Consider the following 21,063-nt stretch of genomic DNA (forward strand, 5'->3'; position numbering starts at 1 on the left):
ACAAATAGTGAACCTTCTCTGGAATTTCAGATGTTCTTTACAAAGAAAAAATCATTTGATAGCTTTAATATAGGAGGTGTTGATATGGAAAAATATCTTGATTATATGGTTGAACAAATTATTAACCTTGCGAACATTCCAAGCCCTACCGGTTTTACACATGAGGCTGTAAAATACATTAAGTGTATTTTAGACGAACTAAACGCCAATTACCGCGTCACAAACAAAGGCGCTGTTATAGTTTCCTTTGAAGGCAAAAACAACGATAAAGAAAGAACTATTTCAGCACACATTGACACCCTTGGTGCAATGGTTAAAGGCATAAAAAGTAATGGCAGAATATACTTCACCCAAATAGGAGGTTACATGCTTAACTCTGTTGAGGGTGAAAACTGTACTATTGAAACCATTGATGGAAAAAGATACACAGGCACAATACTTACCATTAAGCCATCAGTGCATATTCACAGCGACGCAAAGGAAATCGACAGAAAGATTGAAAATATGGAAATAGTTCTTGATGAAAAAGTAAGTTCAAAAGAAGATGTTGAAAAGCTTGGAATTGGCGTTGGTGATTTTATCTTCTTTGATACAAGAACTTTGGTTACCAAAAGTGGATTTATCAAATCAAGGCATCTTGATGATAAAGCAAGCGCTGGAATTCTCCTTGGCATTATTAAATATATGGTTGAAAATAACGTAACTCCTGAGTATAAAACTAACTTTTTCTTCAGTACCTATGAAGAAGTTGGCCATGGGGCCTCGGCTTCAATTCCTGAAAACACCTTTGAGTTTCTGGCAGTGGATATGGGAGCACCAGGAGAAGGCCAGAATTCAACTGAATTTGATGTATGTATTTGTGCAAAGGATTCTTCAGGTCCCTATGACTATGAATTTAGGAAAAGGCTTGTAAACATATGCAGAGAAAAAAACATAGGTTTTAGAGTAGATATTTATCCAAATTATGGCTCAGATTCCAGTTCAGCCCTTCGTGCAGGATATGATGTTAAAACAGGACTTATTGGCCCCGGAGTATTTGCTTCTCACGGATATGAAAGAACCCATAGGGATGGAGTTTTAAACACAGCAAAGCTTATTATGGAATACATAAACTCAATATCGGAGTAATAAAAAAAAAGGGCCTTTGTCCCTTTTTTTATATCTTTTTTAAGTATTTGCTTAAATCGCTTTTAAGAAACACGTAGAATGAAGGCAATGCAAATAGAAGCATCCCTGCTGTCTCTAGAGGTTCTTCTGCCGATGGAAAGAATTTAACAAGTCCCTCTCCAAACATCTCCGCACCAACAAAAATAAGTACTATACCAAATACTTTAAATACGATCTTTAGATTCAACTTAACTGCAGTTTTAAATATTACAACTGCTGTAGCTATTGCAATTACAATTCCAGACATGCTTCCAAGCGCAACAGAAGTTGACTTCGCTCCTATATTTGACATTGTAAATATCGCTAACTCCAATCCCTCTCTAAAAACTGAAATGAACGAAAGTGTCATCAAGCCTGCTGAATTTGTACTTTTGCTTACTTTTTCTTTTATACTTTGCGATATATTCCTGCTTTGATTACCTATCCATACTACAAAATATGCAATAAGCCCTGACGCGGTAAGCATCATTATACCTTCGAATACCTCCTCTGATGCTTCCTCAAGTTCTTTTGCTTCTTTAAAACCTATAACTCCTCCAATAATGTTTATTAATGCCCCAAGGACTGCTCCAATGTATACAAACCTTGACAGCTCCTTTCTGTTTATTTGAATTAGATATGCAAGTATTATACCTATTACAAGGGCGGCTTCAAGTCCCTCCCTGTATGATAACAAAAAACTGGATAACATAATTAAACTTCTCCTTTTGATAATGATTTTCAATATTATTATAGTTATTTAATTTAATTCAGTCAATTACAATATTCAATTTTTATGCCGTTCAACTTAAAGCTTTTATTTGCAATATAAGAGAAGTGTCATCATAATAAAAATTATATGGTTTTTCAGTTTTATTATGGTAAAATATTTAATGATAATAGTTAGGAGGGGGATTAATATGCAATACAGAAAGTTTGGTAAAACTGGTATTGCTGTATCTGCTCTCGGTTTTGGATGCATGAGATTTCCTGTAATCGACGGCGATAACAGCAAAATTAACGAAGATGAAGCTATTAAAATGGTAAGATATGCAATTGATAATGGAGTAAACTATATAGACACAGCTTATCCCTACCACGGCAAGAACAGCGAGTTAGTTGTTGGAAGAGCCCTGAGGGATGGATACAGAGAGAAGGTTTACCTTGCTACCAAGTCACCCGTTTGGCTTGTTAAAACCTACGATGATTTTAACCAATACCTCAATGAACAGTTGGAAAAGCTTCAAACTGATCACATTGACTTCTATCTCCTTCACGCCCTTGATAAGGAGAGATGGGGGAAACTAAAGGAGCTTAACTTTGAAAAGTTCCTTGATGAAGCTATTAAAGATGGAAGAATAAGATACGCTGGTTTCTCATTCCATGATGAACTTCCGATATTTAAAGAGATAGTTGATGCGTATGACTGGACTTTCTGTCAGATACAATATAACTTCATGGATCAAAATTACCAGGCAGGCAAAGAAGGTTTGAAATATGCGGCGGATAAGGGCCTTGCAGTAGTGATTATGGAGCCACTTAGAGGGGGTAAACTTGTTGTAAATCCACCTGACGTTATAAAGAAGCTCTGGAATAGTGCTGATGTTAAAAGAACTCCAGCTCAGTGGGCATTAAAATGGCTCTGGAACCAGCCTGAAATATCGGTGGTTTTAAGTGGCATGAGTACAATGGAGCAAGTTATCGAAAATGTCAATACCGCATCGGCTGAGGATTCAGTTCCCAATGCCTTCACTGAAAAGGAGCTGGCACTTGTGGAGCAGGTTAGAGAAAAATATCTGTCACTTACAAAGGTGAACTGCACTGGATGTGCATACTGCATGCCCTGTCCCTTCGGAGTTGACATTCCAAGAAACTTTACCCTCTATAACAATGCTTATATGTACAATGACTTTGAAGGTTCGATTTCAAGATATTCAGCCCTTGAAGAAAAGGCATCTAAATGCAAGGAATGCGGAAAATGTGAAACTGTATGCCCGCAGTCCCTTGCAATAAGAGCATATCTCAAGGATGTACACGCTGCCCTTGCAAGATAAAAAAAGCCGTTATGATACTTTGCATCATAACGGCTTTTACTCTTTAATTAGTCCTATAAAATGATAGAGTATCTTTGCAGTAAGCCCCCATATTATATAATCATCATACTTATAAAAATAAATTTTACTTCTGCCCGGGAGAAGCCTGTATGTAACCTTTTTTTCGAAATCCAAGTAGGGGAACTCCTCCTCTATTTCACTAATAAGCTTTATTCCTCTGGCCTCTGGTTCATTTTCCAAAAAAAATTTTAAAGGAACACAAAAAACATGATCAACCTCATCCCTTGATGGATTTATTTTATTAATATCCTTTATATATCCTACATAGGGATATATAATCTTATTATGCTGCGTTATAAGTATATCGGTCCTTCCGATAACTTCTATGTCCTCATTTTTTATTCCAAGCTCTTCAGATGTCTCCCTTATTGCCGCATTTAAGCTGCCTTCACCTTCCTCTATTTTGCCTCCTGGAAAGGATATTTCCCCAGGCTGGTTTCTAAGGTGTCTTGCCCTAACCTGGAACAGAACGTGATTCTCCTCACCCACATTCACTATTGGAATCGTTACTGAATATCTTGTATATTCAGTATTCTCTCCTAGTATTCCTATTCTCTCTCTGGCGAGTCTCTTTTTAATTATATTTATATCCATAACATCACCTTACACTTTCCATATCCAGAGTGAATACATATATATTCTAACATAATAAAAAATAATTTGAAAATATCCACTCTGTTATTGAATACGGAAATAAATAATGTTATAATATCTTTGTAAGATATGAGATTTAACATGATAAGACATATACTCCTTGATATGGGAGGTATTGAGTCTTTGAGTCGTTAAATCCCAACCCATATTTTAGGAGGTATGTAAAATGTCAGACAAGACTTTAGTATGCAAAGATTGCGGTAAGGAATTCATCTTTACTGAAGGAGAACAACAATTCTACAGGGAAAAAGGATTCGAAAACGAACCAAAGAGATGCCCTGAATGCAGAAAGGCTAGAAAAGCTCAAAGAAGACAAAGCGAAGGATTCAGAAGATAATAAGAAAATTATAGGAGAGTTTTAAACTCTCCTTTTTATTTATTCCCTCTCAAATATAATCTTATAATCCTTGTTAATATCCCTAACCTTTACTTTTTTACTATCCTTAGGATAAGTTATAACCTGAGTTACTATTTCATTTGGCCCCGGTATCTTTGCCATGTATTTTACCACAATTGTATCTCTAATTTCCTCTGCGGATAATATCTTTAAAATATATCCACCTGTTGGCTTTCTTCCCCAATCCAGAGTTATAATAATCTCTCCATCTGATTTTGAGGCAGATGCTTTAATCCCTTCTGGAAGGATCAATATTTTTCCTGAGCTTAACTCCCATTGTGCCTTATCTTTAAAACTATCCTTAATTCTCATTTTAAGTACTCCCATCATATCCTGGCTTATTATACCAGTTACATATTGATCGTCTTTCAGATCCTTATAATCCTTCATTTTTGCTAACTCCTTAATAATTTCTTCCCATATATTATATTCCTTCTGCATCTTAAACTTATATGCTTTGTTTATAAGCTCCCTTGCTTCCTCAACCTTAATATTTTCATCTGGATTTATTCTTCTATTAACTGGAGTTATGATCCCGGCATCCACAGCGTTAATAAGTGACATTACATAGTATTCGTCATCTTTTACGTCATCAAAATATTCATGAGCCCTTGGCTCAACGATATATTTTATCTGTATGTCAGCAGCTTTCATTAAGTCGTATATAAACTTTGCTCTTGTGGTATATTCATCGTTTTCTCCTTTTACGGCTGTACTGCCGCATGATGTTAAGATCAGGAGGCATGAAAGTACGATCAATATTTTTTTCATTACATACACCTCCAACTATTATTCATACTTTTAGACTTCATTTGTGGACATATGTTCCGTTTTGAATTATAAAATCCAATTTTGCCATATCATAGGCTTTAAATATGTTTAAAGCCCTGTCAACGTCATGATAAACTTTCCAGTATCCACTTAACAAATAATTTCTTCCTGAATTCTTTATAAATTCTTCTACATCCCTTACTGGAATTCCAAGAAGTACACCGATTTCATGTGGAAACTCCTCATCAAACCTTCTTCTAAGTATCATAATACATTCATCAAGACTCATATTTTTCCTGTAACCATAGTTCTTTAAAAATTCCATGTTCTTTTCATCATAAATTGTACTTTCTAAAATTTTATTATTATAAAACAGAACCAATTCTCTATCATTATTTATATTTATAGTTACAAACTCGATCATATTATTTTTATAGAAATCTGATTTATATCTTTTCCATAATCCATACATATCCTTAAAATTTTTACTAAAATTCAAAACCGATGCAGGTTTTATCCCTTTTTCAACTGGAGCAAGGGCATAATTTACTGCATAAAAAAGATAGTCCTTATCTTTCATGCTCCTTATAATTTCTGCATATCTAATGCCAATTCTACTTTCCAAATCAACCATCCTCTCCATCTTTTGAGTAGTTTTTTTATTTTATGCAGTTTAATAAATTTTATCTATAATATGTTCAATAAAAAAATGCATAATACCTGGGAAGATAAAATATTTTATCTCCCCAGGTATTATGCATAAGATGATGTCACTCTCATACATGCTCGAAACAAGAGACAGGCATGGAATCCTGTCCCTAACAAATTGAAAGACAAAATTGCATAAAAGTATATACTACTCTCTAAACATCTCCTTTAGCGTATGCCATGCAAGTACCGCACACTTAACCCTTGCAGGCATATTTGATATATTTTGAAGAACTATGGCGTCCTCAAGCTTTTCAAGCTCCTCTTCATCCGTTATTTCCTTCTTTATCATGCCTAAAAAGGTTTCAACAAGCTTCATTGCTTCATCCTTTGTTTTTCCCTTTATAAGATCGATCATCATGGAGGTTGATGCCTGGGATATTGCACACCCAGTTCCAGTGAAGGCAGCATCTTCAATAACCTCTCCCCTCAGCTTTATCTCAAGGGTTATTTCGTCACCACAGCTTGGATTGTGTCCTCTTTCCCTGTGGTCGGCGTGTTCAAGACGCCTTTTATTGTGTTGGCTCTGGCTGTGCTCCATTATAAGTTCTGTATATATGGAACTAAGATCCATATCCCAACCACCTCCTTACATTTTTTATATTATCGATAAATATATCTATCTCTTCCGTTGTATTATATAAATAAAAGCTTATTCTGGAAGTTGCAGGTGCTCCAAGAAACCTCATAAGTGGTTGCGCACAATGATGACCTGCACGTATGGCAATACCGTATGCATCAAGTATACTTGCAGTATCGTGGGGATGTACTCCATCTATGCTGAAGGAAATTACTCCCCCCTTATCTTCATCGGCGCTTTTAGGCCCATATATATGAATATAGGGAATTTCCTTCATTTTATCGATTGCATACTCTGTAAGCCTTCTTTCATGTTCGTGGATATTATGAAGTCCAATGTTGCATATATAATCAATTGCCGCACCAAGGCCAACCGCTCCCTCAACGTTTTGAGTACCTGCTTCGAATTTAAATGGAAACTTTGCAAAGGTTGTTTCCTGCTCGTAAACATATTCAATCATGTCTCCACCGGTAAGAAAGGGAGGCATTTTTTCAAGAAGCTCAGCTTTACCATAAAGTACACCAATTCCCATAGGCCCAAGCATTTTATGTCCCGAGAAAGCATAGAAATCCGCATCCATATCCGTGACATCTACTTTAATATGAGGTACACTCTGGGCTCCATCCACAATTACTATGGCTCCCATGCTGTGGGCGTACTCGATAATCTCTTTAACAGGATATATGACTCCGAGAACGTTTGACATATGCCCGATACTTACTACTTTGGTTTTTGAGGTAATTTTGTTCCTTATTTCCTCAGGAGTTATCCTTCCATTACTGTCAACATAGATATATTTAAGAACTGCCCCCTTTGCCTTCGCAACCTGCTGCCAGGGAACTATATTGCTGTGATGATTGGTAATAGAGAGAACTATCTCATCTCCAGGCTCAATATATTTCATACCGTATGTGTAGGACAAAAGATTCAAGGATTCTGTTGTATTTCTTGTAAATATTATCTCCTTTGAAGAAGCCGCATTTATAAATTTCCTTACCTTTTCTCTAACACCTTCATAGGCTTCAGTGGCTGCAACGCTTAAATAATGTGCCCCCCTGTGTGGATTGGCATTTAAGTTTTCATAATAATGCTTCATGGCATCTATAACAGCCACTGGTTTATGAGTTGTAGCTGCATTATCAAGATAAACAAGCCTTTTACCGTTTACCTGCAGTGAAAGTATAGGAAAATCCTTACGAATTTCATTCACATCTAAATTAAACATATACAAGCCTCCTGTGAATCTCTAAATTTATGGATTCTTTTATGTCCTCCACCGGTATGGAATCTATTATAGGTTTAAAGGATGCTTCAACGATAAGTTTTTTAGCTTCCTTTTCATTGAAGCCCCTGCTCATAAGATAAAATAGCTGATTTTCATCTATCTGTCCTGCGCTTGCCGCATGGTTTCCCTGAACATCATCCTCAGCGCAAAAAAGCACAGGTATGGCATCTGCCTTTACAGTGGGATCCAGAAGAAGCGCATATTCAGCTTCCTCTCCCTTTGCCTTTCTTGCCCCTTTTTTAAAATCCAAATTTCCCCTAAATACTTTTCTTGCTTTATCCTTAAGAGCTCCCCTTGTTTCGATATTGCTTATACTTCTCATTCCGATATGGTTCATGGTATACTGCATATCGATTCTGCTCTCGCCATCACCAAAGTATATTGATTTTAAACTGGATTCACTGGCTGTTTTTTCAAGGTTCGTTATAAAGCTTGTGGCACTTATGCCGCTTCCAATTTCCACAGAAATCCAGTTAACCTTTGCCTCACGGCCTATAAAGGCTACATTTGAATCAAAATGATATGCACTATTGCTCATCCTTTGCACCTTCACTATATTAACAACAGCTTTGTCCGCAGCATATACTTTTGTAACTCCATTGTGGAAAAAATTCATATACTCTTCATTTTCACTAAGGGATGAATAATCGATAACAACAGTTATTTCACTGTCCCTTTCAGCAACTATTATGTTATGATCTATAACTACGGAATTTTCATTATCGAGGCTGTAGCTTATGCGCACCGGCTCCTTTAATTTTGAAGCTGCTTTTATAACTACACCTGAATTATAAAAGGCTTCTCCCAGAGTTACAAATTTATCTGAAATCCCAAAACTTTTTTGCACATCTATATATTCTTTGAACTCATCCAGAGCGCTTACATCATTTATGTCTTTAACAAAGATACCTTCTCCATCTATATCATTTTTTAAAAATTCTTTTCTATATTCTTTAAAATCTGGAATTGAAAAGTTTTCTAGCTTTAACCTTTTCCATGACGGAACAGGCAACTTTTCAAATTCCTCAAATTTTCTTAGCCTATAAGCTTTAATCCATTCTTCTTTTTTACATAATAATCCGTTCAATAGTTCAATACTGTACAAGCTTCTCCCTCCTTTAGCCAATGGCCCCTTCAAGTTCAAGCTTAATTAGGTTATTCATTTCTACAGCATATTCAAGAGGCAGTTCCTTAGCTATAGGTTCAACAAAGCCTCTTACTATCATAGCCTTGGCCTCTTCTTCACTGATTCCCCTGCTCATGAGGTAAAAAATAGCTTCATCACTTATTCTTCCAATTTTCGCCTCATGGCCTATGTCTATATTATCATTGCCGAGCTCAATAATTGGCAAAGTATCTGATTTTGATTTGTTATCAAGCATTAGTGACTCACAGGATACAGTTGATTTACAGTGGTGTGCATTCGGGGCAACTCTTAAAAGCCCTCTATAAAAGGCATGCCCTCCATCCTTTGATATGGACTTTGAGTTTATAGTTGAGGTTGTATATGGCGCTGCATGCACAACCTTTGCTCCTGTATCCAGATATTGTCCCTTAGATGCAAATGTAATTCCGGTAAATTCAGCCCTTGCACCTTCTCCCTTCAGGATGCTCATTGGGTAAAGCATTGAAACCTTTGATCCAAAGGAGCCCGATACCCATTCTATTATTCCATTCCTTTCAACTACTGCTCTTTTTGTATTTAAGTTATATATGTTCCTTGACCAGTTTTCTATTGTACTATACCTTAGCCTTGCTCCCTCATTTACGAAGAGCTCAACACATCCTGCATGGAGGTTGTTTACTGAGTGCTTTGGAGCAGAGCATCCTTCGATAAAATGAAGCTTTGCCCCCTTTTCAAGTATTATAAGGGTATGCTCAAACTGTCCCGCGCCTGGAGCATTAAGCCTGAAATAGGATTGAAGAGGAATGTCTACCACAACTCCCTCCGGCACGTACACAAAGGAACCCCCTGACCAAACAGCCCCATGGAGTGCTGCAAATTTATGGTCAGTTGGTGGTACAAGCTTCATGAAGTGCTTTCTAACTATTTCCTCATACTCCCTTACTGCGGTTTCCATATCCGTATATACAACACCTTTTTTTATAAGATCCTCACGCATATTGTGATAAACTACCTCTGAGTCATACTGCGCACCTACACCTGCGAGGGATTCCTGCTCGGCCTTTGGTATTCCAAGAAGATCAAAGGTTTTTTTAATATCCTCAGGAACCTCATCCCAGCTGCTTTTCATATCAGTATCCGGACGTATATAAGTAACAATATTTTCAATATCGAGGTCTGAAAGATCGGCTCCCCATGTAGGTACAGGCTTGCTGTTGTATATCTCAAGGGATTTTAACCTGAACTCCGTCATCCACTCCGGTTCGTTTTTCTCCCTTGAAATAGCCTTTACTATTTCAGGTGTTAATCCCTTTTCAGTCTTAAAACTATAGCGCACTTCGTTTTTTATATCATATATTCCTCTATCTATGTCTTCAACATAGGTTTTCCCTTTTTCCATATCAACACCTCTACTCCCCAAGTTGATTCTTTAAAGCTTCATAGCCTGAAGATTCAATTTCTTTTGCAAGGTTCATATCTCCTGTTTTGACAATCCTTCCATCTATGAGTACATGTACAAAATCCGGCCTTAAGTAATCGAGCATCTTGTTATGATGAGTAATTACAAGAACAGATGTATCTGTATTTTCGATTATCTTCTTAACACCCTCTGCAACAATTCTTATTGCATCAACATCAAGTCCGGAGTCAGTTTCATCAAGTATTGCAAGCTTAGGCTCAAGAACCGCCATCTGAAGTATTTCATTTTTCTTCTTTTCTCCACCTGAAAATCCTTCGTTTAAGTATCTTGATAGGTACTCTTCCTTCATATCAAGCATTTTAATTTTTTCCTTTAAAAGCTTTTTAAAAGCCATTATGCTCATCTGTTTTCCGCTTACTGCCCCTTTTGCAGTACGAAGAAAGTTTTCAACTGTAACTCCAGGTATTTCTTCGGGGTACTGGAATGAAAGAAATATCCCCTTTTTAGCTCTCTCGTCAACCCTAAGATCATTAATTATTTCTCCTTCAAAAATTATATCTCCTTTTACAATGGTATATTTAGGATGGCCCATGAGCGTATTTGCAAGGGTCGATTTACCAGCACCGTTTGGGCCCATTATAACATGCACTTCTCCCTTTCCTATCTCAAGGTTTAAGCCCTTTAATATCTTTTTATCCTCAATCATAGTTTCAAGGTTTTCAATTTTAAGAAGCTTTTCTGACATTTCAATTCTCTCCTTCAATTATTATTCATTTATCAAACTGTTTAAGGGCAAAAATCAATTCCGAGTATTTTACTCTACTTTCTAATAATATCCTACTATTTTACTCTGAATTAGTCAATGGAGTTATTATAGATTTCTAAGCGGGTTATATTTGGGCAAAAATAAAAATCCGGTTTATCCGGATTTTTATTTAACACCTTCTTTATATCTGTAAAGTATTACTTCTATTCCATTTTCTTCATCATAAACTACCTTAGTTTCATCAGTCATCATTCCTACCAGTGAAAGTTCAGTATCAACATCTGAATCGCCTGCCAAAAACCAGTAATACTCCTCCATCTCCTCTCTCTTCCCATATCTTAACAATTTATCAAACCTCTTTACCTCCTCCCGTGACAGTTTTGCACCTCTGCTTTTAAAGCATATTCTGTAATATTCTGGGGTTTCCTTTACATCTATATTCATTTCAAAGGCACCTTTAGAAAAAAAATAATTCATAAGTTCATCAACTATTTTAGATATTTTAAGTTTATTATGCTTCATTTCGTCTCATCCTTTCTGAAAGCCTCTATTATCGGAACAAGAACTGCCGCTACTATTCCTCCAGCAAAACCATTATTGTAGAGGTTAAATCCTGCATGGAGATCAGATACATTCAAAACCACGGAGGAATGGAGAAAACCCGCTAAGATTCCAATTTTCCATCCAAACTCTCCTGCAAGAGGTGCAAGAGTTGTTCCAAACAGTGCCGCAAGCTGTATACTGGGATCGTTAATATTCCATATCTTTGTTATACTTCCCAGGTAAACTCCTATAAATATTGGTAACATATTTTTAGCATGTTTTCCAAAGGAACTAAACCCAGCTATGGTAAATATACCACCAATTGTAGGACCGTTTAAATCTCCCCCTATTATTATAATATAAAGCACTCCCAGTATGCCATTTACACCCATATTAACAAGTGTAACAGAAAACCCTTCCAGCAGAACAAAATCTGTTACAAGCCTTCCTGGATAGGAGTATATTCTTTTTAATTTCATTATTGAACCCTTGTCCAATATCAAGCCTATTGCCATCATTGAAGCAAACATTAAAAATAGAAATAGTGATAGAGTACGGTTGTTTCCTGATGACCAGATAATCCTGCTTTCAATTAAAAAGCCATAGGATTTGAATAATGAAACAATCACTGTACCTAGTATGCCTGCAGTAAACCCGATATTATACAGATTAAAGCCTTGATGCATTCTCATAAGATACGCAGACAATGGCGACAATATAAAACCTGCTCCTATGCCAATTACTATTCCAAGTGGCATACTTATTATTTTTGGTCCCTTCATACCAAAGATAATTTGGGTTACCATTGGGGCAAGGCAGGTCCCAAGAAGTCCGATGTATATATATTTGTTAATTTTATCCTTCTGATATACAGCATAGAGAACCACGCCGATTATTATAAACCAAACATTGAATATGTTTTTTCCAAAGAACGAAAATCCTGAAATCAGCCATACGGTGGATATGGCTGACCCTGTTATGTTTATATTAAGCCAATAGAGCACATATATCGAAATTAGTGTTAAAAGCCCTGAATTTACAAATGCTGCCCCAATACCTCCAACTCCAATATAATCTGTAATCAAAAAATCCGGTTCAACGATTATTCTGTACAAACCCTTTAAAATGTCCTCTATTGAACTCTGAAACAGTCCAAATATTAAAAGAACAATAGCATAAATTGTCATAACAAAATATCTGCCTGAGTTTGTTGTTCCAATCTCCGGATCTATAAACCCCACCCTAATTAATATGTTTTTTATAAAAATCCCCCTCCTAATATATAATGTAAATTATGCCAAGCTCAACGGTAATTAAAGTATGACAATTACTATATAAGAAATGATAAAAAAGACATGTTTTTATTAATACCATGAAAATATAAATAATTGTATTATTAGTATATATTATAAAAAAGTTTATCCACAACTATAATTTTGAATATTTTATCTAATTTTAATAAGAAGATAATTTAGTATATTATTGGAATAATTTTTATTTATAGCTATTGATTATTATTTTCATTTAGTTTATAATATAATCAAGATAAATAATCCAGCTGATAAAAAAGCTGGAATTATATAAAAGTATTATTGAAATTTAAAGTGAAAATTCGAGGAGGTTATATAATGAAACACGTATTACCGGAACTTAAATATTCAAATGATGCTTTAGAGCCATATATAGACAAATTGACTATGGAGATACACCACTCCAAACACCACGGTGCCTACGTAAACAATCTTAATGCAGCACTTGAAAACTACAGTGAACTTCAAGAAAAGAACATTGAAGAACTCCTTACAAATCTTAATCAAGTTCCAGAAGCAATTAAAGCGGCAGTTCGAAATAACGGAGGAGGACATTACAACCATTCTATATTCTGGGATATAATAGGGCCAAATGGGGGAGGCGAACCAAGAGGAAATCTAAAGAAAGCCATCGAAAGGGACTTTGGAAGCTTTGAAAAGTTTAAGGAAGAGTTTTCAAAGGCAGCAGCAGGACGCTTTGGAAGCGGCTGGGCATGGCTTGTTATAAACAAGGAAGGTAAGCTTCAGGTAGTTTCCACTCCAAATCAGGATAACCCAATATCTGAAGGTTTAAAACCGGTTATGGGGCTTGATGTATGGGAACATGCCTACTACCTCAAGTATCAAAACAGAAGGCCTGAATATATAAATGCATGGTGGAACGTGATAAACTGGAAAGCTGTAGAAGAAAGATATGAAAATCTAAAGTAAGCTTTATAGATAAAATAACACCTTCTGATCTTAATTAGAAGGTGTTATTTTCATTTCAAAAATTCTCGAAAAAATTATCAACATTTACAATCCATCTTCCCTTTTAACGGAATGCCATTTCCTGGGAAATAAATTCCAATATACTTTACCAAAAATCCATCGTCTATTAGTAAAACTCTCCTTCACCCTTTTCTTATAATTCTTTAGTCACCCTGCGTTGCTTTCCTCATTCAAGGACACATATAGGCATATTAGAAAGCTTTACTCCTATCTAAATTAACTTATTGTGCTAATTTTGCTTTACTACGCTTGTGCACAGAGGTTCTAAGGTTCGGAGCAGCTAACAAGATAAGTGAATTCGTGAAACTCGCTGTTTTCAAACACCACAAACTCTACTTTGGCTTCTCAGCTATCTACTCACCAAGAGCCTCCAGTTGGTCGCTAAATAGTTCACTTCATACGTTTTTATCTCCATACTTGCAAAATAACTAGCTCTGCATTACCGAGCCTTAGAACTTCTTTGCTAAGCGTACTGGTGAATGAAATATATTTTTTATCGCAGCGCCGGCCTGTAAATATTTTCTGTTTTTATTCCAATGAACTTTTCAAAGTAGTACAACAAGTTAATTTTACAAAATTCAGAAGGATTTTAAGTTATTTTGTAGAATTAATAAAAATGGCATACTATGGCTTCCATAATTTTTTTCTTTATTTTATGTCAAATTTTTAACTATATATATTCAAAGGAGTAAAACAGCTATGGCTTACAGAGATTTACAGGATTTTATAAGAGTACTCGAAGAAAAAAGGCTTTTAAAAAGGATCAAAGTTGAAGTTGACAGCAACCTTGAAATCACGGAGATAACGGACAGAATTTCAAAGGCCTATGGCCCTGCTCTTTTATTCGAAAATGTAAAGGATTCTCCATACCCTGTTCTAATAAATGCCTTTGGAACATATGAGCGCCTTAATTTAGCATTGGAAGTAAATGAAATCGATGACATTGCAAAGGATATTGAAAGCTTTATGGATGTATCCAGCTATCTCGGGCTTATAAATAAAATTAAATCCGTTCCGAAGCTTGCAAGGCTTGCAAGAATTTTTCCAAAAAAAGTAGATAAAGCTCCCTGTCAGGAGGTAGTCGAGGAACCGGACCTTACTAAGCTTCCTGTTTTAAAATGCTGGCCTGAAGATGGAGGAAGATTTATAACCCTTCCCCTTGTGATAACAAAGGATCCTGAAACTGGCCTTCAGAATATGGGAATGTACAGACTTCAGGTTTATGATGAAAAGACAACTGGAATGCATTGGCATCTTCACAAAGACGGAAGAGAAATATATGAAAAATATAAAAAGCTTGGTGGAAAGATGCCTGTTTCAGTTGCTTTGGGATGCGATCCCGCAACAATATATTCTGCAACAGCCCCCCTTCCCAAAGAAATTGATGAAATGATATTTTCAGGCTTTTTAAGAAAGTCTCCCCTTGAGATAGTAAAATGTAAAACTAACGACATTTATGTACCTGCTAACGCAGAGTTTATACTTGAAGGTTATGTAAATATAGATGAGCTTAAGGTAGAAGGTCCCTTCGGAGATCATACCGGTTATTATTCTCTGAAGGACCTATATCCAGTTTTCCATGTGACCTGTATAACAAGACGAAAAAATCCAGTATACCCTGCAACAGTAGTTGGAAAGCCTCCAATGGAGGACTGCTATCTTGGAAAGGCTACAGAGAGAATATTCCTTCCTCTTATAAAGCTCCAGCTTCCAGAAATTGTGGATATGAACTTCCCACTTGAAGGAGTTTTTCACAACTGTGTTATTGTATCGATTAAGAAGAGATATCCCGGACATGCTAAGAAAGTTATGCATGCCCTCTGGGGAATGGGACAGATGATGTACACCAAAATGATAATTATTGTGGACGAACATATAAATCCCCATGATTTATCAACGGTTGCATGGAAGGTTTTCAATAACATAGATGCTGCAAGGGACGTTGTAATCGTAGATGGCCCTCTTGATGCCCTTGATCACGCATCTCCACTTCCACATTATGGGCATAAGATGGGAATAGATGCAACAAAGAAGTGGCCGAGCGAAGGGCATACTCGTGAGTGGCCGGATGATATTGAAATGACCCCGGAAATTAGGGATCTTGTGTCAAGGAGGTGGAGGGAATATGGTTTTGAAGAAGCTTAAAACCTATGGAGAGCTTGTAATGTTCTCCCACACTTTATTCTCTCTTCCATTTGGTCTTATATCCATGTTCTGGGCAGCAGATAAAGGTCTGCCAGAACTTAGGGTGTTTTTCTGGATACTTGTTGCTCTTGCTGGTGCAAGAAATGGTGCAAACGCACTCAACAGGCTTGTAGATAAAAACATTGACGCTAAAAATCCAAGAACAGCTCAAAGGCATATGCCAAGGGGTGTAGTTAAAAACTATGAGGTTATTATAATCGTTTTTATTTGTTTTATACTTTTAACTCTTGCTGCCTATGAGCTTAATCCGCTTTGTCTAAAACTTCTACCTATTGCTTTAATACTATTTGGCATATATTCATATACAAAGAGGTTTACCTGGGCATGCCATGTTATACTTGGTATTGCCTGTGGTGGTGCCCCAGTTGGCGCCTGGATTGCAGTTAAAGGTAGCATAGGATGGCCTGCCCTTGTTCTAGGAGCAGTTGTAACCCTGTGGGTTGCAGGATTCGATATAATTTACGGCACTCAGGATGTGGATTTTGACAGAAGGGAAGGGCTTTACTCCATTCCTGCAGTATTTGGAGTCAAAAATGCCCTTATCATCTCAACCCTTTTTCATATATCTGCAGTTATCCTTTTAATTTATCTTGGCTTTTATATGAATATGGGATGGCTGTATGCCCTTGGGTTATGTATAATATCGGTTCTCCTTTTTATGGAGCACATCATGGTTAAACCTGATAACCTGAAAAACGTTAAAATAGCATCATACAGCATAAACCAGACAGTAAGCGTTGTACTTCTCATGTTTACTGCACTTGACATATTTATATTGAGGTGATTGACTTGGCTAGATACATAGTTGGGATTACGGGGGCAAGCGGGAGCATTTATGGAGTAAGGCTTATGGAAGAACTATTAAAAAGAAATCATGAGATACATCTTGTTTTAACCAATAACGGTGAAAAAGTCCTCTCCTACGAACTGAGGAAAGACCTTAAGAGCATTATTGAAGAACTTAAAATCTTCAATGAAAAGCTTCTTATTCACGATATAAACAACCTCTTTGCCCCTATTGCCAGCGGTTCTTTCAAGGTGGATGGAATGGTTATAATTCCTTGTTCAATGTCAACTCTCGCAGAGGTTTCATCGGGAGCTTCAAAAAATCTTCTTGGAAGGGCTGCGGACGTTTGCATAAAAGAAAAAAGAAATCTAATACTTGTACCAAGAGAAACTCCTTTAAGTCCAATACATCTTAGAAACATGCTTTACCTTAGTGAAATTGGAGTTAAGATACTTCCTGCCATGCCGGGATTTTATCATCATCCTGAATCCATTGACGATATTGTAAATTCTATCGTAGGCAGAGTTCTTGAAGGCCTTGGTATAGAAAACACTTTATATTCAAAATGGTGTGGAGGTAATTTTAATGATTGAAATTAAAAACCTCTCTGTAAAATATAAGTCTAATGATAAAGATTTTTTGGCACTTGATAGGATTAATATAACAATTGAAAATGGTGATATCTGCGCCGTCATAGGGCCATCAGGATGCGGAAAGTCCACCCTATTATATGTATTATCGGGTGTAATAAAAGACTATGAAGGAAGCGTTTTAATAGACGGAAACCCTATAAATCCATCCCTTCACCGCATAGGACTTGTGATGCAAAATTACGGGCTGCTTCCCTGGAAAAGTGTATATTATAATGCAATTGCAGGCTCCAAAATAAAAGATGGAAAGGATAATATAGACAGAATGTATGTGGACTATATATTAAAAAAGCTCGGCCTTAATAAATTTGCCCACAGGCATCCTGGAGAGCTGAGTGGCGGCCAGAGGCAGAGAATTGCAATAGCCAGGGCCTTTATCTTAAAGCCTTCACTGCTGCTTATGGACGAGCCCTTTTCCGCGCTTGATGAAATTATAAGGGAGGAAATGCAGGATTTATTTTTAAAGATATGGTTCGAGAACAGGGTGTCAACTCTTTTCATAACACACAGCATAGATGAGGCTTTATATATAGGGAAAAAAATTGCTATTCTATCTCCATCTCCAGGACGAGTCAAAGAGATTTATGTTAATCCTTTATTTGGCAAAAAAGACTTAAGACTTAATGAAGATTATTATAAATTCAGTATAGAACTTAGAAAAAAAGTTAGAGAGAGTTGGTTAAGATGATGAGTAAAAATTCACAGCGTCTAATTGCCTTTATGTCTGTACTATTAATATGGTTTGTTATTTCTATTGTACTGGATTTGCCTATTATACCGTCTCCTCTTAAGGTTTTTAAAACCCTCTTAATCATATTTCCTTCTAAAATCTCTATCCACTGCCTTTACAGCCTGTGGAGGATATTAGCCGGATTAGCACTATCCATAGTTGCAGGCATACCAATAGGACTTGCTATGGGGTATTTTGACGGGCTGGATAAAATAATTTCTCCATTCATCTACTTCATATATCCAGTTCCCAAAATAGCTCTTATGCCAATAATCATGCTTCTCTTTGGACTCGGAGAAATGTCTAAAATCATCATGATAACGCTAATAGTTATATTTCAAATTATTGTTGCAGCAAGGGACGCTGTTAAGGATATACCTAAGGAAACCTATTATTCATATCATTCCCTTGGAGCCTCAAGAAAGGATATATTCAAAGACATAGTTATTCCTGCCTCCCTCTCAGGGATTTTAACTTCAACAAGGGTTGGCCTTGGAACTGCTATTTCTGTATTGTTCTTTACTGAAACCTTCGGCACAGAGTATGGAATGGGATATTTCATTATGGATTCATGGATGAGGATTAACTACCTTGAAATGTACTCGGGAATAATAGTATTAAGTGTTATGGGCTTTTTGCTTTTTTTAGCCGTAGATAAGCTTGAAGAAAAACTATGCAGTTGGAGATAAAAGACATCATTTTAAAGTTTTTTATAAATAACCCTGCTGCTCTGCAGGGTTATTTAAACTATATATCTTTCCTATATATTCTATATGTTCTGTAGTGCCTTCCACCAGCTTTTTCTGCATCCCTTCTCATTTCAAGGTTGTTTTCTCCTATAGTAGACCCTTCAGCATACCTGAGGTTCTTTCGCTTTGCAGCCTCAAGTCCCTTATAAAACATGGCGCTGCTGACCGCTTTTTTTCTATATTCAGGCACAACAAACAGTACAAAAAGCCTTAATCCATCAATTTTTCTTTTATACCATAAATACTTAAATATACCAATAGGAAATAACCTTCCATTCATCCTTTTGAACACCTGATTGTAATCCGGAAGGCATATTAGAAAACCGATAGGTTCATCTCCTGACCTTGCGATTAGAACAAAATCAGGGTCAGCCATGGACTTTAGCTGTTTAACCTCAGCCCTTATATCCTCTAGAGAAGGAGGAGTTAAGTCTTCCCACTCAGGCATGGCAGCGTCCATTACCTTCTTAATGTCCACCATTTCTTTTTCCAAATTTTTTAAGTTTAAAGGTTCTATTCTAAAGTTGTATCTTTTCATTGCATATTCAACTGGCCTTTTATAATTTTCTATTTCATTATTTTTAGGATCAAAGTAATAAGCATAGAGATCTTCATGCTTTACAAAACCATATTTTTCAAAAAACCTTACATAGTATTCAGGGTTATATGAATTCATAAGCACAGGCGGCCCATCAAAACCTTCAACCAGAAGACCCTTATAATCGTCTCCATTGGTTGGGGAAAAAGGCCCTTTCATGCAATTTATTCCTCTATCCCTAAGCCATTTGGCAGCTGCATCAAACAGCCTTTCAGCTATTTCATAATTTTCAACGCATTCAAAAAGACTTATATATCCATCCTTCTGATTTTTCTTTTTGTTTAAAGTTTCATTTATTCCAACCAGTATACGCCCAAGGGGTTTATTCTTCTCATAGGCCATAAAAAACGTATGGGTTCCATTTAAAAATAATGCGTTATTTTTACCCTTGAGCGTTTTCAATAAATCGTATTTCAATGGAGGCACCCAGTTAGGATCATTTTTGTAAACATCCCATGCAAAATTTATAAACTCCTTTAAGCCTTTACTGTCCTTTATTTCAACTATTTCTATCATAGTTTTCTCTCCTTTTTCTTGTCCAAAGTTAATTTAACTCGTTGTGCTGGATAAATTTACAGATCTTCGCTGCGATAAAAAATACAGATAAAATCATACTAAAAATATATTCTATAAAGCATTTAAAAAAACCTTTTTTAAAATTATTAAATTTTATTTAACCTCCAAAGGCCTGAAGCTAAAAGCTCCAGGCCTGACACGTTATTCCTCTTCCCTCATATATATATTTCTCAAAGTAAACAGTATAATGGTTCTTAAAATAGCCCTTATCTGCTGATCTGGAATTCCAAACCTTTTCATATCGTTTATGATGTCAGCATTTGTTCTCTCAAACTGCCTTAAAAGCTCATCCGCTCTATCCTGTATATTTACAGGCGGCTGGTTGATGTTGCTGTTTCTAAGCGTAAATACTACAACCCTTCTAACAAGAGCAACTATACGGTTTTCAGGAATATCAAACCTTCTTAAATCTCTAAAAACATCCGTCTGGCTTCTAATTAAATTTACAATTCTGTCAGCCCTCTGCTCTATATCCTCCGGAGGTGCTGGAATTGCCCCCAGGACTGAAAGTACAAAGGCAATAACAGTTCTTACTATTTCCTCTACTCTCCTTGCCGGAATCCCAAAGCTTCTCATAATGAAGAAAACCCATGGATACCTCCTTCTAAAATCTGCAAGCATTGCACCGGTTCTCTGCTCAAGGGTTCCAGTAAATCTTGAAGCATTGTTTATTACGTATGATGCAATAACTCTAAAGAGGTACCTTGCAGTATTCCTATTCATTCTATATCTTGCAAGTTCAGTGAAAAGATAGCCAAGCCGGGTATTGATTCTGTTCATGATCTCATTGATTTCCTGAGGTTGTCTCATCATTTCGTCATAATAATCTTCCTCTTCATTGATCAGTTCAAAATCTGTCATTGGATCCATTGGCTGTATATTAGGATAAAAATCATCCCTATAGTCATCATTCCATCTGTAATACCCGTAAAAATATGGACACCTGTACATTGATACA

General features: G+C 36.4%; 22 protein-coding genes. 9 read left to right on the forward strand and 13 right to left on the reverse strand.

Annotated features, from left to right (window positions below; translation table 11 throughout):
* Positions 1 to 84: 84 nt before the first annotated feature.
* Positions 85 to 1,128, forward strand: a complete 1,044-nt coding sequence (locus tag EDD71_RS07590) for a M42 family metallopeptidase (RefSeq protein WP_133628145.1) — start codon at positions 85 to 87, stop codon at positions 1,126 to 1,128.
* 28 nt (positions 1,129 to 1,156) lie between these two features.
* On the opposite strand, the gene EDD71_RS07595 is transcribed toward EDD71_RS07590, so the two are convergent.
* A complete protein-coding gene (locus EDD71_RS07595) occupies positions 1,157 to 1,858 on the reverse strand; it encodes an FTR1 family iron permease (RefSeq protein WP_133628146.1) in 702 nt (233 codons plus the stop codon).
* 208 nt (positions 1,859 to 2,066) lie between these two features.
* Here EDD71_RS07595 and EDD71_RS07600 point away from each other — a divergent pair, with 208 nt between their 5' ends.
* Positions 2,067 to 3,200 (forward strand): aldo/keto reductase, encoded by a 1,134-nt coding sequence (locus EDD71_RS07600; protein WP_133628147.1) that lies wholly within the window; start codon positions 2,067 to 2,069, stop codon positions 3,198 to 3,200.
* A 36-nt stretch (positions 3,201 to 3,236) separates the two neighbouring features.
* Here the strand turns inward: EDD71_RS07600 and EDD71_RS07605 are convergent, their stop codons facing one another.
* On the reverse strand, positions 3,237 to 3,854 hold the full coding sequence (locus EDD71_RS07605) for an NUDIX hydrolase (protein ID WP_133628148.1): 618 nt from the start codon (positions 3,852 to 3,854) through the stop codon (positions 3,237 to 3,239).
* Positions 3,855 to 4,080: 226 nt separating this feature from the next.
* Between EDD71_RS07605 and EDD71_RS07610 the strand changes: the two genes are divergently transcribed.
* Positions 4,081 to 4,251, forward strand: coding sequence for a zinc-ribbon domain-containing protein (locus EDD71_RS07610; protein WP_133628149.1), 171 nt, complete (start codon positions 4,081 to 4,083; stop codon positions 4,249 to 4,251).
* A 39-nt stretch (positions 4,252 to 4,290) separates the two neighbouring features.
* Here the strand turns inward: EDD71_RS07610 and EDD71_RS07615 are convergent, their stop codons facing one another.
* From EDD71_RS07615 to EDD71_RS07655, 9 genes are all read right to left on the reverse strand, one after another.
* The gene (locus tag EDD71_RS07615) at positions 4,291 to 5,082 is read right to left on the reverse strand and encodes a protease complex subunit PrcB family protein (RefSeq protein WP_133628150.1); all 792 of its coding nucleotides are present in this window, start codon (positions 5,080 to 5,082) and stop codon (positions 4,291 to 4,293) included.
* Between the two features lie 37 nt (positions 5,083 to 5,119).
* Entirely contained in the window at positions 5,120 to 5,716 is a 597-nt protein-coding gene (locus tag EDD71_RS07620; protein WP_166636390.1) for a DUF3793 family protein, read from the reverse strand.
* Between the two features lie 222 nt (positions 5,717 to 5,938).
* Positions 5,939 to 6,364, reverse strand: coding sequence for a Fe-S cluster assembly sulfur transfer protein SufU (sufU, locus tag EDD71_RS07625; RefSeq protein ID WP_133628152.1), 426 nt, complete (start codon positions 6,362 to 6,364; stop codon positions 5,939 to 5,941).
* Entirely contained in the window at positions 6,354 to 7,595 is a 1,242-nt protein-coding gene (locus EDD71_RS07630) for a cysteine desulfurase (RefSeq protein ID WP_133628153.1), read from the reverse strand. The genes sufU and EDD71_RS07630 overlap by 11 nt, the downstream gene beginning before the upstream one ends.
* On the reverse strand, positions 7,588 to 8,760 hold the full coding sequence (sufD, locus tag EDD71_RS07635; RefSeq protein ID WP_166636391.1) for a Fe-S cluster assembly protein SufD: 1,173 nt from the start codon (positions 8,758 to 8,760) through the stop codon (positions 7,588 to 7,590). Before sufD ends, EDD71_RS07630 begins: the two co-directional genes overlap by 8 nt.
* Positions 8,761 to 8,773: 13 nt before the next feature.
* Positions 8,774 to 10,180, reverse strand: a complete 1,407-nt coding sequence (gene sufB, locus EDD71_RS07640) for a Fe-S cluster assembly protein SufB (RefSeq protein ID WP_133628155.1) — start codon at positions 10,178 to 10,180, stop codon at positions 8,774 to 8,776.
* 10 nt (positions 10,181 to 10,190) lie between these two features.
* Positions 10,191 to 10,946 (reverse strand): Fe-S cluster assembly ATPase SufC, encoded by a 756-nt coding sequence (gene sufC, locus EDD71_RS07645; RefSeq protein ID WP_133628156.1) that lies wholly within the window; start codon positions 10,944 to 10,946, stop codon positions 10,191 to 10,193.
* 186 nt (positions 10,947 to 11,132) lie between these two features.
* On the reverse strand, positions 11,133 to 11,489 hold the full coding sequence (locus EDD71_RS07650; protein ID WP_133628157.1) for a hypothetical protein: 357 nt from the start codon (positions 11,487 to 11,489) through the stop codon (positions 11,133 to 11,135).
* Positions 11,486 to 12,751, reverse strand: a complete 1,266-nt coding sequence (locus EDD71_RS07655) for a DUF1576 domain-containing protein (RefSeq protein ID WP_243116422.1) — start codon at positions 12,749 to 12,751, stop codon at positions 11,486 to 11,488. Before EDD71_RS07655 ends, EDD71_RS07650 begins: the two co-directional genes overlap by 4 nt.
* Positions 12,752 to 13,138: 387 nt before the next feature.
* On the opposite strand from EDD71_RS07655, the gene EDD71_RS07660 reads away from it, so the two are divergent.
* The 6 genes from EDD71_RS07660 to EDD71_RS07685 all read left to right on the forward strand — a co-directional run bounded on the left by EDD71_RS07660 (position 13,139) and on the right by EDD71_RS07685 (position 18,871).
* A complete protein-coding gene (locus EDD71_RS07660) occupies positions 13,139 to 13,750 on the forward strand; it encodes a superoxide dismutase (protein ID WP_133628158.1) in 612 nt (203 codons plus the stop codon).
* 759 nt (positions 13,751 to 14,509) lie between these two features.
* Positions 14,510 to 15,955, forward strand: a complete 1,446-nt coding sequence (locus EDD71_RS07665) for a menaquinone biosynthesis decarboxylase (RefSeq protein WP_133628159.1) — start codon at positions 14,510 to 14,512, stop codon at positions 15,953 to 15,955.
* On the forward strand, positions 15,936 to 16,799 hold the full coding sequence (locus EDD71_RS07670; RefSeq protein ID WP_133628160.1) for a UbiA-like polyprenyltransferase: 864 nt from the start codon (positions 15,936 to 15,938) through the stop codon (positions 16,797 to 16,799). Before EDD71_RS07665 ends, EDD71_RS07670 begins: the two co-directional genes overlap by 20 nt.
* Positions 16,796 to 17,395 carry a UbiX family flavin prenyltransferase gene (locus EDD71_RS07675; RefSeq protein ID WP_341472332.1) on the forward strand — a complete coding sequence of 200 codons (600 nt, stop codon included), beginning with the start codon at positions 16,796 to 16,798 and terminating at the stop codon, positions 17,393 to 17,395. The genes EDD71_RS07670 and EDD71_RS07675 overlap by 4 nt, the downstream gene beginning before the upstream one ends.
* Positions 17,388 to 18,140, forward strand: coding sequence for an ABC transporter ATP-binding protein (locus EDD71_RS07680; protein WP_133628162.1), 753 nt, complete (start codon positions 17,388 to 17,390; stop codon positions 18,138 to 18,140). Before EDD71_RS07675 ends, EDD71_RS07680 begins: the two co-directional genes overlap by 8 nt.
* 32 nt (positions 18,141 to 18,172) lie before the next feature.
* Complete coding sequence (locus tag EDD71_RS07685) at positions 18,173 to 18,871, forward strand: ABC transporter permease (protein ID WP_207669304.1); 699 nt, start codon at positions 18,173 to 18,175, stop codon at positions 18,869 to 18,871.
* 58 nt (positions 18,872 to 18,929) lie between these two features.
* On the opposite strand, the gene EDD71_RS07690 is transcribed toward EDD71_RS07685, so the two are convergent.
* Together EDD71_RS07690 and EDD71_RS07695 are read right to left on the reverse strand one after the other, a co-directional pair.
* Positions 18,930 to 20,045 (reverse strand): GNAT family N-acetyltransferase, encoded by a 1,116-nt coding sequence (locus tag EDD71_RS07690; protein WP_133628164.1) that lies wholly within the window; start codon positions 20,043 to 20,045, stop codon positions 18,930 to 18,932.
* Positions 20,046 to 20,246: 201 nt separating this feature from the next.
* Positions 20,247 to 21,056 (reverse strand): hypothetical protein, encoded by an 810-nt coding sequence (locus EDD71_RS07695; protein WP_133628165.1) that lies wholly within the window; start codon positions 21,054 to 21,056, stop codon positions 20,247 to 20,249.
* Positions 21,057 to 21,063: the final 7 nt, after the last annotated feature.

Origin of the sequence: Fonticella tunisiensis, assembly GCF_004364155.1 — a bacterium.
Lineage (GTDB): Bacteria > Bacillota > Clostridia > Clostridiales > Caloramatoraceae > Fonticella > Fonticella tunisiensis.